Source organism: Amycolatopsis sp. NPDC003861, from assembly GCF_053605405.1.
The window spans coordinates 13,536-28,145 of sequence record NZ_JBSGJD010000023.1; the positions used below are offsets into that span (position 1 = coordinate 13,536).

The 14,610-nt window shown below is 67.4% G+C and carries 25 protein-coding genes and 1 pseudogene; 14 read left to right on the forward strand and 12 right to left on the reverse strand.

The window, feature by feature from the left end:
* Positions 1 to 308: 308 nt before the first annotated feature.
* Positions 309 to 1,529: a tyrosine-type recombinase/integrase gene (locus tag ACWEVN_RS08935; protein ID WP_452050806.1), complete on the forward strand. Its 1,221-nt coding sequence runs from the start codon at positions 309 to 311 to the stop codon at positions 1,527 to 1,529.
* On the opposite strand, the gene ACWEVN_RS08940 is transcribed toward ACWEVN_RS08935, so the two are convergent.
* Entirely contained in the window at positions 1,526 to 1,882 is a 357-nt protein-coding gene (locus tag ACWEVN_RS08940) for a hypothetical protein (RefSeq protein ID WP_452050807.1), read from the reverse strand. The two genes, ACWEVN_RS08935 and ACWEVN_RS08940, sit on opposite strands and share 4 nt — an antisense overlap.
* A gap of 132 nt (positions 1,883 to 2,014) precedes the next feature.
* Positions 2,015 to 2,359: a hypothetical protein gene (locus tag ACWEVN_RS08945; RefSeq protein ID WP_452050808.1), complete on the reverse strand. Its 345-nt coding sequence runs from the start codon at positions 2,357 to 2,359 to the stop codon at positions 2,015 to 2,017.
* Positions 2,360 to 2,711: 352 nt separating this feature from the next.
* Between ACWEVN_RS08945 and ACWEVN_RS08950 the strand changes: the two genes are divergently transcribed.
* From ACWEVN_RS08950 to ACWEVN_RS09005, 12 genes and pseudogenes are all read left to right on the forward strand, one after another.
* The gene (locus ACWEVN_RS08950; protein ID WP_452050809.1) at positions 2,712 to 2,951 is read left to right on the forward strand and encodes a helix-turn-helix domain-containing protein; all 240 of its coding nucleotides are present in this window, start codon (positions 2,712 to 2,714) and stop codon (positions 2,949 to 2,951) included.
* Positions 2,952 to 3,034: 83 nt separating this feature from the next.
* Complete coding sequence (locus ACWEVN_RS08955) at positions 3,035 to 3,229, forward strand: hypothetical protein (RefSeq protein ID WP_452050810.1); 195 nt, start codon at positions 3,035 to 3,037, stop codon at positions 3,227 to 3,229.
* Positions 3,226 to 3,426, forward strand: coding sequence for a hypothetical protein (locus ACWEVN_RS08960; protein WP_452050811.1), 201 nt, complete (start codon positions 3,226 to 3,228; stop codon positions 3,424 to 3,426). Before ACWEVN_RS08955 ends, ACWEVN_RS08960 begins: the two co-directional genes overlap by 4 nt.
* 224 nt (positions 3,427 to 3,650) lie before the next feature.
* A complete protein-coding gene (locus tag ACWEVN_RS08965) occupies positions 3,651 to 4,040 on the forward strand; it encodes a hypothetical protein (protein ID WP_452050812.1) in 390 nt (129 codons plus the stop codon).
* Complete coding sequence (locus tag ACWEVN_RS08970; protein WP_452050813.1) at positions 4,037 to 5,032, forward strand: YqaJ viral recombinase family nuclease; 996 nt, start codon at positions 4,037 to 4,039, stop codon at positions 5,030 to 5,032. Before ACWEVN_RS08965 ends, ACWEVN_RS08970 begins: the two co-directional genes overlap by 4 nt.
* Positions 5,033 to 5,058: 26 nt before the next feature.
* Positions 5,059 to 5,871 (forward strand): annotated as a pseudogene (locus tag ACWEVN_RS08975) (recombinase RecT); the annotation flags it as partial.
* Positions 5,868 to 6,008 (forward strand): hypothetical protein, encoded by a 141-nt coding sequence (locus tag ACWEVN_RS08980; RefSeq protein WP_452050814.1) that lies wholly within the window; start codon positions 5,868 to 5,870, stop codon positions 6,006 to 6,008. The pseudogene ACWEVN_RS08975 and the gene ACWEVN_RS08980, both read left to right, overlap by 4 nt.
* The gene (locus ACWEVN_RS08985; protein ID WP_452050815.1) at positions 6,005 to 6,337 is read left to right on the forward strand and encodes a hypothetical protein; all 333 of its coding nucleotides are present in this window, start codon (positions 6,005 to 6,007) and stop codon (positions 6,335 to 6,337) included. Before ACWEVN_RS08980 ends, ACWEVN_RS08985 begins: the two co-directional genes overlap by 4 nt.
* A gap of 8 nt (positions 6,338 to 6,345) precedes the next feature.
* Positions 6,346 to 7,203 (forward strand): YfdQ family protein, encoded by an 858-nt coding sequence (locus tag ACWEVN_RS08990; protein ID WP_452050816.1) that lies wholly within the window; start codon positions 6,346 to 6,348, stop codon positions 7,201 to 7,203.
* 27 nt (positions 7,204 to 7,230) lie between these two features.
* Positions 7,231 to 8,088 (forward strand): hypothetical protein, encoded by an 858-nt coding sequence (locus tag ACWEVN_RS08995; RefSeq protein ID WP_452050817.1) that lies wholly within the window; start codon positions 7,231 to 7,233, stop codon positions 8,086 to 8,088.
* A gap of 275 nt (positions 8,089 to 8,363) precedes the next feature.
* Complete coding sequence (locus ACWEVN_RS09000) at positions 8,364 to 8,594, forward strand: hypothetical protein (protein WP_452050818.1); 231 nt, start codon at positions 8,364 to 8,366, stop codon at positions 8,592 to 8,594.
* Between the two features lie 97 nt (positions 8,595 to 8,691).
* Positions 8,692 to 9,513, forward strand: coding sequence for a hypothetical protein (locus ACWEVN_RS09005; RefSeq protein WP_452050819.1), 822 nt, complete (start codon positions 8,692 to 8,694; stop codon positions 9,511 to 9,513).
* Between the two features lie 39 nt (positions 9,514 to 9,552).
* On the opposite strand, the gene ACWEVN_RS09010 is transcribed toward ACWEVN_RS09005, so the two are convergent.
* The 10 genes from ACWEVN_RS09010 to ACWEVN_RS09055 form a co-directional block, all read right to left on the reverse strand.
* Positions 9,553 to 9,969 carry a hypothetical protein gene (locus ACWEVN_RS09010; RefSeq protein ID WP_452050820.1) on the reverse strand — a complete coding sequence of 139 codons (417 nt, stop codon included), beginning with the start codon at positions 9,967 to 9,969 and terminating at the stop codon, positions 9,553 to 9,555.
* Complete coding sequence (locus ACWEVN_RS09015) at positions 9,969 to 10,373, reverse strand: helix-turn-helix domain-containing protein (RefSeq protein WP_452050821.1); 405 nt, start codon at positions 10,371 to 10,373, stop codon at positions 9,969 to 9,971. Before ACWEVN_RS09015 ends, ACWEVN_RS09010 begins: the two co-directional genes overlap by 1 nt.
* A gap of 100 nt (positions 10,374 to 10,473) precedes the next feature.
* Complete coding sequence (locus tag ACWEVN_RS09020; RefSeq protein ID WP_452050822.1) at positions 10,474 to 10,848, reverse strand: hypothetical protein; 375 nt, start codon at positions 10,846 to 10,848, stop codon at positions 10,474 to 10,476.
* A gap of 9 nt (positions 10,849 to 10,857) precedes the next feature.
* Entirely contained in the window at positions 10,858 to 11,265 is a 408-nt protein-coding gene (locus tag ACWEVN_RS09025; RefSeq protein WP_452050823.1) for a hypothetical protein, read from the reverse strand.
* A complete protein-coding gene (locus ACWEVN_RS09030; protein ID WP_452050824.1) occupies positions 11,262 to 11,630 on the reverse strand; it encodes a DUF3846 domain-containing protein in 369 nt (122 codons plus the stop codon). The genes ACWEVN_RS09025 and ACWEVN_RS09030 overlap by 4 nt, the downstream gene beginning before the upstream one ends.
* On the reverse strand, positions 11,627 to 11,800 hold the full coding sequence (locus ACWEVN_RS09035) for a hypothetical protein (protein WP_452050825.1): 174 nt from the start codon (positions 11,798 to 11,800) through the stop codon (positions 11,627 to 11,629). The genes ACWEVN_RS09030 and ACWEVN_RS09035 overlap by 4 nt, the downstream gene beginning before the upstream one ends.
* On the reverse strand, positions 11,793 to 12,287 hold the full coding sequence (locus tag ACWEVN_RS09040) for a type IV toxin-antitoxin system YeeU family antitoxin (RefSeq protein WP_452050826.1): 495 nt from the start codon (positions 12,285 to 12,287) through the stop codon (positions 11,793 to 11,795). The genes ACWEVN_RS09035 and ACWEVN_RS09040 overlap by 8 nt, the downstream gene beginning before the upstream one ends.
* Positions 12,206 to 12,412, reverse strand: a complete 207-nt coding sequence (locus ACWEVN_RS09045) for a hypothetical protein (protein WP_452050871.1) — start codon at positions 12,410 to 12,412, stop codon at positions 12,206 to 12,208. The genes ACWEVN_RS09040 and ACWEVN_RS09045 overlap by 82 nt, the downstream gene beginning before the upstream one ends.
* Positions 12,409 to 12,564 (reverse strand): hypothetical protein, encoded by a 156-nt coding sequence (locus tag ACWEVN_RS09050; protein WP_452050827.1) that lies wholly within the window; start codon positions 12,562 to 12,564, stop codon positions 12,409 to 12,411. Before ACWEVN_RS09050 ends, ACWEVN_RS09045 begins: the two co-directional genes overlap by 4 nt.
* On the reverse strand, positions 12,561 to 12,770 hold the full coding sequence (locus tag ACWEVN_RS09055) for a hypothetical protein (RefSeq protein WP_452050828.1): 210 nt from the start codon (positions 12,768 to 12,770) through the stop codon (positions 12,561 to 12,563). The genes ACWEVN_RS09050 and ACWEVN_RS09055 overlap by 4 nt, the downstream gene beginning before the upstream one ends.
* A gap of 155 nt (positions 12,771 to 12,925) precedes the next feature.
* Between ACWEVN_RS09055 and ACWEVN_RS09060 the strand changes: the two genes are divergently transcribed.
* Positions 12,926 to 14,146, forward strand: a complete 1,221-nt coding sequence (locus tag ACWEVN_RS09060; protein ID WP_452050829.1) for a DUF932 domain-containing protein — start codon at positions 12,926 to 12,928, stop codon at positions 14,144 to 14,146.
* Positions 14,147 to 14,610 lie beyond the last annotated feature (464 nt).

The window sequence follows — 14,610 nt, forward strand, 5'->3', positions numbered from 1 at the left end:
ACCAGGCTAACCCCCTCGGTGACCGCGATGTGATGGAACCGGCCTGTGTGAGGCGTGGCGCACTAGGGTATCGGTCACTGACTCGATCAAGATGTGCTAAGGGAACTTGAGGGAGCCCGAGCAGATGGCAGGAAGATGATCAAGCATCGCCGCAGGTCAGAGGCCCGTAAGTGGATCTCTAAACGACCTTCGTCGTGGGTGTGGGCATGGACTTCGCCCACACCGCTTGATCAGCTCCTTGTCGTAGGGTTACCGTCACACCCAGCAGGGATCGCCGCGCGTGCGCACGGCGAAAGGCAGATCCCTCGATGGCGGCAAGGACACGGAAGCCCAGGCGCGGTCTGGGGTACAGCGTTGAGGAAATTCAACGGGCGTCCGGTACGCGGTACCGGGCCTACGTCTGGAACGCGGTAGCTCAAAAGAAGCAGAGCGTCACTGCTCCGGATGGCTCCAAGACGTTCCACTTCTACGAGCAGGCCGAGGCCGCAGCGAAGGTCATGCTCCAGCGGATCGACGGCACCTACGTCGACGCGGGCATCCCGGTACAGCGACAGTCGAGGCGGTTCTCGTTCGAGGAGTACGCGCAGCTTTGGCTTCCCGCGCAGGGTGGCACCGTCCGCACCCGCAGGCAGCGGCGATACGGCGTCAATACCCTGTGTCGTGAGTTCGGCAAGCAGATGATGGACGAGCTGACCGAGACCGACTTCAGAGCTTGGGACGCGCGTGAAGAGGCTCGCGGCATGTCGACATCCACCCGCCAGGCGCGTATGTGGGTCCTCCGGGGGATCATGAAGCAGGCCCAGAAGGATGGCGTGCGACCGGACAACCCGGCGGCCGACATCTGGGTCAAGGCGCATCGGAACCGGCAGCCGCGCTACCTCACTGAGCAGGAGCTGTACGTCCTGCTCGTTTTCGCTCCGACGTGGTTCTGGCCAGCGCTCTTGCTCGGCTACTTCGTCGGGCTCCGCGCCGGAGAGGTCGCCGGCCTCCGTTGGGAGCGGCTCGATCTCGACGGCAGCAACCCGCACGTCTTGGTCTCGGACGTGATGGACCCGGGGCGGACGCTGCGAACGTTCCCGAAGGGCACCGTAGCTGAGCCGGTGGCGCTTCCCCCGGTGGTTGTCACCGCATTGAAGGTGCTGCGGAAGTGGCGCGGCACTGTCGGGCCGGAGGACTTCGTCTTCATCAACACGCGGGGCAAGCCCATTGAGTCGTACGAGCCGAACAAGCTGCTCAAGAAGACGTGGGAGCGGTCTGGCTTGCCAGGCGCGCGTCCAGTGTTCCATCACCTGCGGCACAACTGCGGGAACAACCTCGCGGAGGCCGATGCCCCAGCTCCAGTGATCATGGCCGTACTGCGCCACAAGAACCTGTCGACCTCCCAGAAGTACATCAAGGCCGTTGACACGAAACGACAGCGCGACTGGATGGCGCGCGCCCAGCAAGCCCAGGCAGGCCAGCCCGCCGAGGTGATCCAGTTTCCGCCCCGGGAACAGGAGCCGGGGAACACGGAGGCGACCGCTAGCTAGCAGGCCCGGGGTGGCTCCTCACGTCCGTCCGCGACCTCGGCAGTGAACCTGTTGAGCAGTTCGATCATGCCGGACGTGGGGGGCTGCCCGTTCCGCCAGTGGATGAGCATGTGGCCGTCCCGGTCCTCCACCTCGATGGCCCGTGCCTGCCCCTCGGGGCCGCTGGCCCACTCGATCCGCCCCCAGGATCGCTCCCCATGCTCGTTGGTGAGCCTGTTGAGGAGCTGAAACATGCCAAGCGTCGGAGGCTGCCCAGCGCGCCAGCTGATCAGCATCCGGCCGTCGTGGTCGTTGAACTCAATCGGCTGCGCCTGGTCGTCAGGCCCCAACACCCACACGATCCCGTCCAGCACTGAGCGTCACTCCCTCGTCGAGTGCTCGGCTGAGACCCCCTCGACCGAATGGCACACGTCTGGCCTGCATATAGCCCTATCGCGGCTACGACTAAACATGAATATCACACGTGTGCTACTGAGCGTAAGCCGTTAAGGACACTCCCCGAGCGTGCGCAGGACTGCGCGGGCGACACGTTGATCCCTCCTGGATAACGCTCTGTATTCGGTCAGCATCTCTTGTTCGTCGCGTTCGGCTTCGGACTCCAGGTCGATGCCGTCGTCGGCAGCCATCGCCTGCACGACCTCGTTGACCTCGACCCTGAGCATCTTCGCGACTGCGCGGACCATCTCCCACTTCGGCAACCGGTCGGGGCGCTCAGGGCGGAACAGGTAGTTGATCTGATGGAGTGCGATGCCGGCTTCCTCGGCGAGCTGCTCCCGAGGCACCCCCGGCCTCGCGCGAGCGAAGAGGGCTTCGAGGTGCTCAGCTGGCATGCGCGTTGATCCTTCAACTGGAGGTGCTTGGGTGGCCATATGGTCTCGCGTTCCGCAAGTGCGAACGGTAGGCCATTCGGGTGGAAGCGATCTTGTCAAGCTTCTGTCTAGTTCCATGCCGTGACCCCGCTCTAACACTCGATCGGCGTAGCTGTCGTCTCACGACGCCACCAGATTGGGCGCGCGTCGTCTCACATTCGCTAGAAAAGTTGGCAATTCCGCAAGCGGGGTGGCAACGTCGAGGACGCTCCGCTCGGCGCCAACGAACCTCGTATCTCAAAGCGCACGCGCGGTTTTACCTGCTGTTATGTGTCGGGCGGAGCTATGGGACAGCGAAGGAAGGGGGCGAGTGGTGCAGATCCCAGCTGACGAGGAAGCGTATCCACTTGACGAAGTTCTACAACGACTGAACATCACGAAGCCGACCTTCTACCGGTACCGGCGGAGGGGTTGGATCGCGACGTTCCAGCACGGGGGCCGGACCTACGTCAAGGAGTCCTGGATCAGGGACTACTTCGCCCGGCGTGCCGAGGAAGGCGCCAAGAACCGGTCCAAGGCCGAGCGCGCCGAGCGCTCTCGCAAGAGCGCCTGACGACATCACCTTAGTGCGGGGCGGCACGCCCCTACCCCGATGCGGGGCCGTGCCGCGCCTTTGACCACCGATGGGGAGGCGGGATGGGAGCCCGACTGATGTTCGACGTTCCGACCGGCAGGCACGCACGGCTCAGCCACATCGACCGCGGCGTGGCCTCGCTGCGCCGGGCGGCGTCGGCGATTCGCGCCGCACCACGGCTCGTGGCCGCGCTGGTGGTCACCACGACCAGCCTCGGCTTCGCCGTCGGCTTCACGATTGGAGGGGTGCTGCTGTGACAGGGAACCAGACCGACCACGAGACGACACTGGCCGCCGCCTTCGAGAGCCGCGATCAGGAGACCCCCGTGTTCAACGAAACGATGGACGCCCTGCGCGACCAGCTGCCATCGCTGCTCGCCCACGGGTCGCCGGCCGCGACCGAGGAGGCCAGCAACCAGAACGCCGACGACAGCGGCGACGGTGATCAGGGCTGAAGGCAGCACGCAACCGAACCCACGACTGCCCCGGGCGTTGCGGACGACAGGTCCGATCCCCATTCTTCGCGTGCCGAGGTTGCTGGCTGCGGCTGCCGCAGTCGCATCGCGAGGCGATCAGCGCCTCGAACAAGCGCAACACCACCGCGCACTCGGTCGCCATGTACGACGCACACGAGTGGTTCCGCGCCCATCCCGTCAACGTTCGGGCCGGTGGTCAGTGATTGCCGAAGCCCAGGGCGTACTACCACTACACCTGTGAACACCGTGCTCGCGGCATCGAGCAGTCCGGCGTTCTTCGCCTGAACAGGCACCCGCTGCTCGGCGCGAGGCTGGTCTGGCTGACCGATCTCGCCATGCCGGACCGATGGGCACTCGGACTGACGTCGAACTGGATCACCTGCGATCGAACGCTGATCCGGGTGTCCGTTCAGTCGACGGCCACCATCGTGTCCTGGCGCGGGTGGGCGCTCGTGCACAAGGTGCCCCGCGCCTTGATCGACGTGCTGGAGGAGAACACCCGGCCCGAGCGCTGGTGGGTCTCGGAGGCCCCGCTGCGGATCGGTGACATCTCACAAACAGCACCGCGCCGTGCGCCGAGGTGCGCATCATGACCGCCGGGCACCTGGACGTGCCGGTCGTTCTCCCGGCCGACGCACCCCACGACGACTGGCTGTTCGCCCGGACCTTCGGGCTCGGCGGTTCCGACGTAGCAGCAGCGTGCGGGCTCAATCCGTGGAAGACGCCCTTCCAGTTGTGGTTGGAGAAGACCCGACGGGTCGAAGCCGAGTTCGACCAGGCAGCCACCGAGCGGATGCACTGGGGCAACCTGCTGGAACCGGTGCTACTGCGGGAGTGGGACGACCGGCACCCCGAGTACGTGCTCACCGGCGGCGAAGGCGTCTACGCCGACCGCGAGCACGCCTGGAAGCTCGCCAACGTCGATGGCCTGGCGTGGGAGTACTCCGGCGAGCTGGCAGGAATCGTCGAAGCCAAGACCGGCGGGCACCGCTCGGTCGCCGACTGGGCCGACGACGGCGTACCGATCCACTACGTCTGCCAGGTGCAGTGGTACATGAGCCTGCTCGGCGCACCCCGGACGTTCCTCGTCGCGCTCCTGGACACGAACACCTACCTCGAACGGGTCATCGAGCGCGACGACGACCTGATCGGCGACCTGGTGGACGGCGCGACCGAGTTCTGGGGTTTCGTCCAGCGCGACGAACCGCCGCCCGCCGACGCCTCCGACCTGACGCGGCGCGCGTTGTCGCGCTGGCCGTCGAAGCCCGGCGAAGTCGTCGACCTCGATCCCCTGTGGCACAAGCACCTTGCGCGCCGCCACGAGCTGAGCGAGCAGATCAAGTTGCTGGAGTCCGAGCGGACCGGCATCGACAACCAGCTACGCGCCGAGATGGGGGAAGCCGAGGAAGCGCATCTCGACGGAGCCAAGGTCGCCAGCCACAAGGCCCCGGCGACGCCCTCGCGTTCGGTCGACCACGCGGCGTTCGCCGCCGAGGAACCGGACCTGTACGCCACCTTCGTCACCGAGCGGCCCGCAAGCCGCCGGCTGACCTACTCCACGACAGCCAGGAGGGATCAGCAGTAAGCACCGCGAACACCAACACCAAGGCCGCGCTCGCCCAGCGCAAGACCGCCGGGGCGGCCGGAGGTGGCGGAGACATCCGCACGCTGATCGAGCGGCAGAAGCCGGAGATCGCGCGAGCGCTGACCGGCACGGCCCTCGATCCGGAGCGCTTCACCCGCGTGGCGCTCACCGTGATCAAGCAGAACCGCGACCTGATGCGCTGTCGCCCGGAATCCCTGCTCGGCGCGTTGATGACGTCGGCTCAGCTCGGGCTGGAGCCCGGTCCTCTCGGCGAGGCGTACCTGGTTCCCTTCGGTGATCAGGTCACGTTCATCCCCGGATATCGCGGACTGATCAAGCTGGCGTGGAACTCCGGCCAGCTGCGGAACATCTCCGCCCGCGTCGTGCACGAAGCCGACGAGTTCGAGTACTCCTACGGCCTGCACCCAGACCTCGTCCACCGCCCCGCGCGCGGGGACCGCGGGGGCATCACCGACGTCTACGCCGCCGCGACGCTGACCGACGGCGGCGTCGAGTTCGAGGTGCTGGACGTCGGAGCCGTCGAGGCCATCCGGGGCCGCTCCCGCGCGAGCAAGAAGGGACCGTGGGTCACCGACTGGGAGGCGATGGCCCGCAAGACCGCCGTGCGCCAGCTCGCCAAGTGGCTGCCGATGGCCACAGTCATGAACCGCGCGATCGCGGCCGAAGGCACGGTCCGCACCGACCTCGACGCCGAAGCGCTCGACGACCTCACCCCCGACATCGACGGGGAGGTGATCGACGCCGAGCCCGCCGACGGCCCCAGCCAGCTGGAACCACCGCCCGACGAAACACCGACCGAGGAGCCCGCCACCCCATGAAGCGCGCCACCGACGCCATCCGCCTGCTGACCGCCGCGCTGCTCGGGATCAGCGCCGGGATCGGCCTGGTCCACAACGTCCGCCGGCTCGTCCGCGAGGAAGCCGCCGCGATGCGAGAAGAGAAGGAACGCCCGTGACCCACCCCGAAGCCCACGCCGACCAGAAGGCCGAACCGCGCGACTTCGCCGCGTTCCTGATGGAACACCGCCGAGGCAAGAGCCACGCCGAGCTGTCCGAGGCGCTGCGCGACCTCGTGGTGGCGGTGGAGGAAACCCGCAAGGCCGGGACGCTCACCTACACGCTGAAGATCAAGCCGCAGGAGCGCACGCCCGGCGCGGTCATGGTCGCCGACCAGATCAAGTGCAGCCTGCCGGAGCACGAGCGCTCCGAGTCGATCTTCTTCGCCACCGAGTCCGGCGAACTCATCCGCAATGACCCGCGTCAGACCGCGCTGTTCAACGACTAGGAGACCTCGTGCCCACCACCAACGACCAGACGGCCGCCGTGGTCGCCGACATCCAGCGCCGCGCCGACGAGGCCAGCCCGCCGCAGCCGTTCGACCTGGTCCCGGAGAAGTCCGTGGTCGTCCGCACGCTGCGCAACGACGAGCGCGTGGACACGACCGACCTCGAGAACCTGCTCGACCAGCCGCGCCGACCGCGAGGAACCGCACTGCTCACCGAGCCGAACGACTTCGCCGCCTACGTCGCCCGGCTGGCAACCGCATCGACCACCGTGTGGGCCGACCAGGACGGCGCGAAGATCACCGCCACGTTCAACGACCACGCCAACGGCTACACCGCCGGATGGCGCGATCACCAGGCCGTCCTGATGCTGAAGCACGACGACGACTGGAAGGCATGGCTTCGGCGCGACGGCTCCCTGATGAGCCAGGAGGACTTCGCCGAGCACCTGGAAGACCGCGCGCACACGATCGTCAGCCCGGACACCGCGACGATGCTGGAGATCGCCCTGACCTTCCAGAGTCGGCGCAACGCCTCGTTCTCCCGGGGTGCCCGGCTGGATTCCGGCGACGTACAGCTCGCCTGGAGCGAGGAGACCACCGCCAAGGCCGGAGCGAGTGGCCGGCTGGAGGTGCCCGCGGAGTTCACCATCGCGATCGCCCCGTTCGTCGGGCTGCCCGCGACCGAGGTCACCGCCCGGCTGCGCTGGCGTATTCGCGAAGGCCAGCTCGGCATCGGCTACCGGCTCGACCGGCCGGACCTGGTCCACCGCCAGGCGTTCGCGGACGTCCGCCAGATGCTCGCCGACGCCCTCAGCGCGCCGGTGCTGCTGGGCGCCGCGCCGGTGCTGCACCACCTCGACCTCTGACCAACCACCAACGGGGAAAGGCCCGCTGTGCCCCGTATCCGCACGATCAAGCCGAGCTTCTTCCGGTCCGAGGACGTGGCGGCGCTGCCATTGCGTGCGCGCCTGACATGGATCGGTCTCTGGACGCATTGTGACGACCAGGGCCGCACCAAGGACAACGCGAGGCTGATCAAGGGCGACATCTGGCCGCTGGATGACGTGTCGCTGGCCGACATCGAAGAGGATCTGGAGACGCTGGCCGCCCACGAGCGCATTGTGCGCTACATCGTGGGCGGTCGGCGGTACCTGGCGATCGTGAATTGGCACGACCACCAGAGCATCCAGAAGCCCACGCCGTCGAAGCTGCCGCCCGTTGAAGACGGCACACCGCTGCCCGCCCGGTCCTCGGCAGAGAGGACTACCGGAGACCTACCGGAGGAAACGGCCGGTTATCCCCAATTCGCAGGTGGCGAGCCTCCGGCCCGGCTACAGGAGAGCTCCGGTAGCCCTACCACGGGGAAAGGAAAGGAAGGGAAGGGAAAGGAAGGGAGCGCGCGCGGGCGCGAGACCGGTGGAGACGTCCCGCCGTCGCGATGTTCGGTTCACCGCCTCGACGAGAACCCGCCGCCATGCCGAGCCTGCGCCGAAGCACGCCAGGCCCGGCAGCGCTGGGACACCGCCACCGCCGCACGCATTGCCGCCCGGCGAACCGACAGCCAGCGATCAAGGGCCGCCGACCGGGCACGGGCCATCGCAGACTGCGGCATGTGCGACGAGAACGGCTACGTCGAGACCGTCCTGTGCAACCACGACCCCGGCGCTCGGGACCGCGCAGCGCGCGGCATGGAGCTCGTACGCGCCGCACTGAAGACCAAGACCACGACAGCCAGGAGTGATCAGCAGTAGCCAGGGCCACTACGCCCCGCAGCCGGGCCGAGATCGGCCGAGCCAACCGGGACAAGGGCGTCCGCGCCGAGCGCGACGTCAGCCGGTACCTCCGTGTCCACGGCTGGCCGGCCGCCGAGCGCAAGTCCGACAACGGCTGGCGCAGCGCCGACCGAACCAGCGCCGACCAAGGCGACATCCGAGGCACCGACCGGCTGGTCTGGCAGGTCAAGGCACGCAGCAGCCTCTCCACGCTGGACATCGCGAACATCATCCGCGAGACAAACGACCAGGCCGTGTCCGCCGGAGCTGACTTCGGCATCGTCGTGCAGCGTCGAGACGGCAAGAGCGATCCGGGCGCCTGGTGGGCCTGGCTGCCCGCCGGGGACCTCGCCGCGCTCATCGAGTTCGCACGCGATCCCGACGCCGTACACGCTCCGGACGCTCGGCACGCCGTGCCCGTGCGGCTGGAGCTGGCCGATCTGGTGCCGCTGCTGCACGCGGCGGGCTACGTGGAGGGGATGTGAACCACCGCCCGCCCCCGTCGTCCTGGCCCGAGCTGATCTTCATTGCGGCCTGCCTGCTCTGCTTCGTGGTCGTCGCGGTGCTCTGGGCGGTGCTCGGATGATGGCCGAACGCTCCTGCGGCACCGGCTGCGGACGCCCGACCCACGACATGCTCTGCGGCGGCTGCCTCGCCGAACTGCTCGGCGCGCTGCGCGAACTCGTCACCCGCGATGGCGAGCACGGCCTGATCGCCGAGCTGGGAATCACGCTGTCCCGGCAGCACGCGATGGCTGCCAGCAGCGACGCCACCGCGGCCTCGGCGAGCCAGCCGATGCCGTTCCACGAAGCCGCCAGCGAAATCGGCTGGGTCCTGGCGAACACGATCTCGACCTGGGCGCGCGAGGTGCACGAGTGCAACCCCCACCTGCGCCCGCCGACCGGGTCAACCGCGGGCGCGGTCAGATGGCTGATCGGACTGCCCGGACTGCTCGCACTGCACCCGGCCGCCGACGAGCTGCACGACGAGATCACCCACGTCGTCGCTCGGGTCCGCCGGGTCATCGATCGCCCACCGGACCGGATCTACGCCGGACCGTGTGACGCGCTGGTCGACGGTGAGAGGTGCCCCGATCACCTCTACGCCCGACCCGGTCAGCGCCGGGTGCGGTGCGGCAGTTGCACCACCGAACACGATGTCGAAGAGCGGCGGAACTGGATGATCCGGTACGCGGTCGACCTGCGGGTCACCCCGACCGTAGCCCTCGGTTGGGCACGGCTGCTGCTGGACAAGACCATCCCGCGCGGCACCTGGGATTCCTGGGTGAGCCGGGGCCGGATCGTTGCGCACGGCATCGACGCCCGGGGCCGCCCGGTCTTCCGGTTCGGCGACGTTCGGGACCTGGCGCTCGCGCACGTCAGTAAGCCACGCCACGTCGGATGAACTTGCAAATGCCCTGACCTGCGTGCAAGATCGCAAGTATCACCGTCCGGAAGTGTCGCTCGACCCCGGACCCCTCCCGTAAGTCCCGTCCACAAGGCTGCTGACCTTCCGCAGCAAGGTCGGCACGTCGCCGTACCGGAGATCCACCATCCGGGCTGGTTGCCAACCCTCGTCCTCCCGGGTGCCGTGAGCCAACGCCGGGATGTGCAGCCGTGCTTGACCGGCGTGCAGGGTGATCGCACACGGACCGGAGGGGCGACCCGAGGCTGCGCGGTAGCGGTCGCTCTCTTCAACACGCGTGAGCAGGGTGATCAGGTCCTGCAGCGCCTCTTCGGGGCACGAGAACCCGACACCCGGATAGGCCCCCAGGTCGTCAGCGGGTCGGCGGAGGCGAACGCTTCGTTCGCCGAGCGCGAACTGCCAGCCGCCGACCGCCGTCGTGTCCTCGGCCGCCATCAGCTCGCCGCTGCGGCGGCGTCGACGGTCTTGACCGCGAGCGTCTTGCCCTGATTGTCGAGCAGCTCCACTCGGTACGAACGGCCGGCTGCGGCGCCGATGTCCTCGCCACGGAGCTTGTCGGGCATCTCGTAGTCCGGAGTGACTGCCTGGCGGTGGCTTTCCACCCAACGGTCGGCTTCCTCGTCGTAGGCATGGACCACGAGGGCAGCGGGAAAGCCGAACCTTTCGCCTGCGGCGTATCGGCGCACGGTGGACTCCGCGAGCACGATTGTGCTTCCTGACCAGGCCGCAGGGAGATGCCCTTCGGTCACGAGTTGATGGACTCGCGACCGGCTGTGACCCAGGATTTCGGCGGCTTCTGGTACCGAAACCAGCCGGGGGATCGATGGGTCTCGTATCATCCGGGTGTCTCCCTGCCTTGCTGACTCTTGACAGGAAGACACGATAGCCCCGGCCGCCACGCGACCGGGGCTGTCGCTTGTCACAGCGGGTTCACCTCACTCATCGGTGGAAGCCCGGGGCGTTCCCGTGGTACCCCTGGCCTGACTGGATATTGAGGCAGGACGAACAGGTCACCGGATCGGACGTCTGCTCGACCCAGCCGTCCCGGGAGCGCGCCGAGCACAGCGGGTGGTCGGGCTTCCCGAGGTACGGAGCATGGACCTTCGCCGTCGATTGCGGCGCGATCCGGACGTTCGGGCCGGTCGGGTCCAGCTGCCTGCGGGAAACCACCCGCATCGTGGACGTCGACATGCCGAACTCGAAGTAGCCCAGGTTGACTACTCCCAGCGCGGCGTCCGAAGCCTTGGCCGGATCGTCCACGTCGACGTGCACGGTGTGGCGCGTCTCCTCGATCACGAGGACTTCGTACTTCACAGGTTCCCCCTATAGCGGAATGCGGATGGCCAGCTCGGCCGTCGGGTTGAGCAGGTAGGCGGGCAAGGTCTCGCGTCCCTCGACGAGCGCCCGGTAGATCCGATGCCAGCCGTCGATCGGCATCAGGCCCAGCGACTCGCCCGACGACCCGCTCAGCGGAGCGATGATGATCGGCTTCGCCAGGTCGGTTTCGGTCATGGCGTACTCGACGTCCACCTTCACCTCGATCAGCTTCATGTGCCCTTCCTGCGCGGGTCTGATCGGCAGGAACTGGTCGAGGCCGGTGATCAGCGCGTGCTCGTGCAGCTCGGCTACGGACTCGTGCACCTCCAGCAGCTCGTGCGCTCGGGTGATGCACCACCGCCAGACGGCGAAGTGGAAAACCTGGCACCCCTCGTGCGTCGGCGAGTGCTTCACGGCAGGTCTCCCGACATGATCTCGCTGAGGGCGCTGTGGATCACGGCGCGCTGGTCGTCGGTGAGGCAGGTTGTGTTGCCCTCGGTGTCGAACCCGGCGAACAGGGCGTTGCCGAAGTAGTACTGCGGCGGCGCTCCCAGGAGGACGGCAACGAAGGTCGCGAACGGGTTGGGGATCGAGCCGTTCAGCACACCTTCGTCATCGACCCACATGTCGAAGCCGCCTTTGAGGCTGACCACGCTCACCGTCTGGCATTCGATGAGCCGGTACATGCCGCTGAGCGTGCTTCCGTCCTCCTCGGTGCCGATCACCTCGTCGGTGATGTCCCCGAGTGGCGTGATCAGCAGAACCGGAATTCCAGTCACGACCACCCCTCCTCGTCGGCAATCTCGAACAGGAGGGCCAGGCGGTCGCCCCGGCCGCTGTTGTGGTCGGCCACGAGGTCGCCGACCGGCGTGTTCGCCAGCTCGACGACCTCGGGAGCCGAGTAGTCCACACGGGACGCGGGATTGGTCCTCCGGACGGGCTCAGTCATCACCGCCCCCGTCCAGCCGCAGCAGGCTGCGCAACGCGGGGAAGTCCCGGGAATCGTCGCTCGTGCGGGCCGCCGGCTGCGCCTTGAAGTAGGCGCAGATGTAGAGGAAGCCGTGGCTCCGCTGCGGGTTGGCCTTGACCACAGCGCGGTCGTCGTCGAAGAGAACGACCTCGCGATCCTCTTTCGTCGTCAGCTCCCCGCTGACGAACAACCGTTCCGCCTCCACCAAGCATGAACCGTGCCGCTCGAAGAGGACGTACTCGACCAGCGACTTCCAGTCGCCGAATCCGGACTCGCGATCAACCGGGTAGTCGACCTGGCCCTGCTGAACGACCGCGCGGCAACCCCACGCCGTTGCCACGTCAGCCGGGAGTCCTCTGTTGTAACCGAACTTGAGCCGTGCGCTCACTGAGGATCTTCCTTTTCGTTGGCCACGGCGGTGAACGCTGTGGCAAGGGCGTTGAGAACGGCTTCCGCGTCGTGCCACTGCTCGGCAGTGGCTCCGTACTGCAGGAAGCCGCCGGGGAAAATCCGGACCAGATGGGTCCGGCCGTCGGCGAAGACGACCGTCCCATCGATCCGGACCGGGTTGGTCCTGTCCACGGCGGTCAACCGCCGTAGCCAGCGAGCTGGCCGCCGATCATCGCGATCACGAACATGATCACGAGACCGGTTGCGCCTACGCGCCAGTTCCGGGTCCAGATCCAGCCGAGAAGCCCGCCGCCGAGCGACACGGCGGCCAGGATCGCGAGGAGGCCGTTCACCGGGCACTCCTCTCGACGATCGCGAGACCACGGATCGCGGCGTCTTCGGTGAGCACGACGGCGGCGATGCCGATGTAGTACTCACGGCGAGCGTCGGTGAGCGTTTCCCAGGGAATGACTCCGCCTTTGCCGTCGGCACAGTCGGTACCGCCGTAGTAGGCCGCCCGACCGACCCGGTCCGCTTCCCCGAGACTGAGCTGTTCCACCGTCTGAGGGGCCGTTCGGGGTGGCCGTGGGATGTCGTGCTGTGGCCGGATGTTCCGGCCTCTCCGGAGCCTCACAGGTTGTCTCCCTTGCTGGTGTGTTGCCTTGCTGACCTCCCCAGAATGCAAGAAATTTGGACTATCGTCCACTTGGTGTGATGTGGTTCACAGTGAGTGGACATGGGTCCAACTGTGGATGCATTGTTGTGGTGTCAGCAAGGCAGCCACAAACATCAGGGAGACACCAAGTGGCACATGAGCTTGAACAGTTGGCCGATGGCAGCACCGCTTTCGCCGCCGCCCGAGAGCCGGGCTGGCACCAGCTCGGCACCGTGGCACCCGGTCCGATGACCGCACAGGAAGTGCTCGACCTGGCGCACCTGTCGAACTGGAACGTCCGCAAGTCCCTCGGGGTCGTCGGCCTGGTCCCGTCCGGCAAGTGCCAGGAGTGCAACCGCAAGGTCGGGGCCAAGCACACCCAGAAGTGCCCCGTTCCCCAGGAACCGGACCGCGAGTCCGACAACCTGATCGTGTCCGAAATGGACACCGTTCAGCCAATGGAAATCCCCGGGTGGGTTAACACCTACCGGACCGTCCCGGTCTCCGGCGAACTGGCGCCGCTCGGCATCGTCTCGGGTGAGTACCCGATCATCCAGCCCGAGGAGTTCGCCGACTTCATGCAGGCGATCGTCGACACCTCCGGTGCCGTGTTCGACACCGGCGGATCGCTGCGCGAGGGCAGGGACATCTTCCTCACTATGCAGCTCCCGCAGGCCGTGACCATCGGCGGAGTCGACGAAATCGGCCTGTACCTCGCCGGGTTCAACAACTACTCCGGTCAGGGCAAGCTCAAGGTGGTCACCACCCCGGTCCGGGTCGTGTGCGCCAACACCGAGCGGGCCGCTCTCCGCAACTTCCGCAGTGAGTACACCTTCCGGCACTCGTCCGGACTGGCCGGGAAGCTCCAGGAAGCCCGCGAGGCCCTGCGGATCAACTTCGAGTGGACCGAAGTGTTCCAGGCCGAAGCCGAAAGCATGATCAACACCAAGATGAACAACGACCAGTTCGGCGAGCTGATCAAGGCCGTGTGGCCGGATAAGTTCAAGGAACCGGCGGAGAAGTGGAAGAAGCCGCAGGAGGACCACTGGGAGTCCTTGCAGTCGCTGTTCAAGTCGGCCGACACCCAGGAGAACATCCGGGGGACCGCGTGGGCCGGGTACAACTCGATCACCGAGTACCTGGACTGGGAGATCCCCGTTCCGGGCACCATCCCCGAGGAGGCCGCGATCGCCCGCGCGAACCGGGCCTTCGTCGGTGGTCAGGACAAGCTCAAGCACCTGGCGTTCGCCAAGACGCTCGACTTCGTGGCCGCCCGGTGACCTACCCGTCCGCTCAGTGCCCCTCTGCCCGGCAGGCAGGGGGGCACTGCCCGTTGTCCGTCCGCCGTCCCGCTGGTGTAATTCCGCCCGCTGAGAGGGCCGTACAGGCTCCACAGTGGGCCGCCGGGTCACCGGTCCCGCTGGTGTATTTCCGTTTCCCAGCAAGGCAGGCAGGGGGCAACCCGTGCCGTACCGTGCCGCCGCCGTTTGCACCGTGCCCGGGTGTGGTGAGCCCGCTCCCCATCGGGGCCGCTGTGCCGAGCATGCCCAGCAGGCAGCAGGCCGCCGCCGGGCCGATCCCGCACAGCAGGGGTACCGCACCGCAGGACACCGCCGGTTCCGTACCGCCGTGCTCGATCGTGACCCCGTGTGCCGATGCACTGAACCCGAGTGCCCCCGGCATCCGGGCCGCCCGTGTGACCAGCCGTCCACAGTGGCCGATCACTGGCCGCTCACCCGCCGGG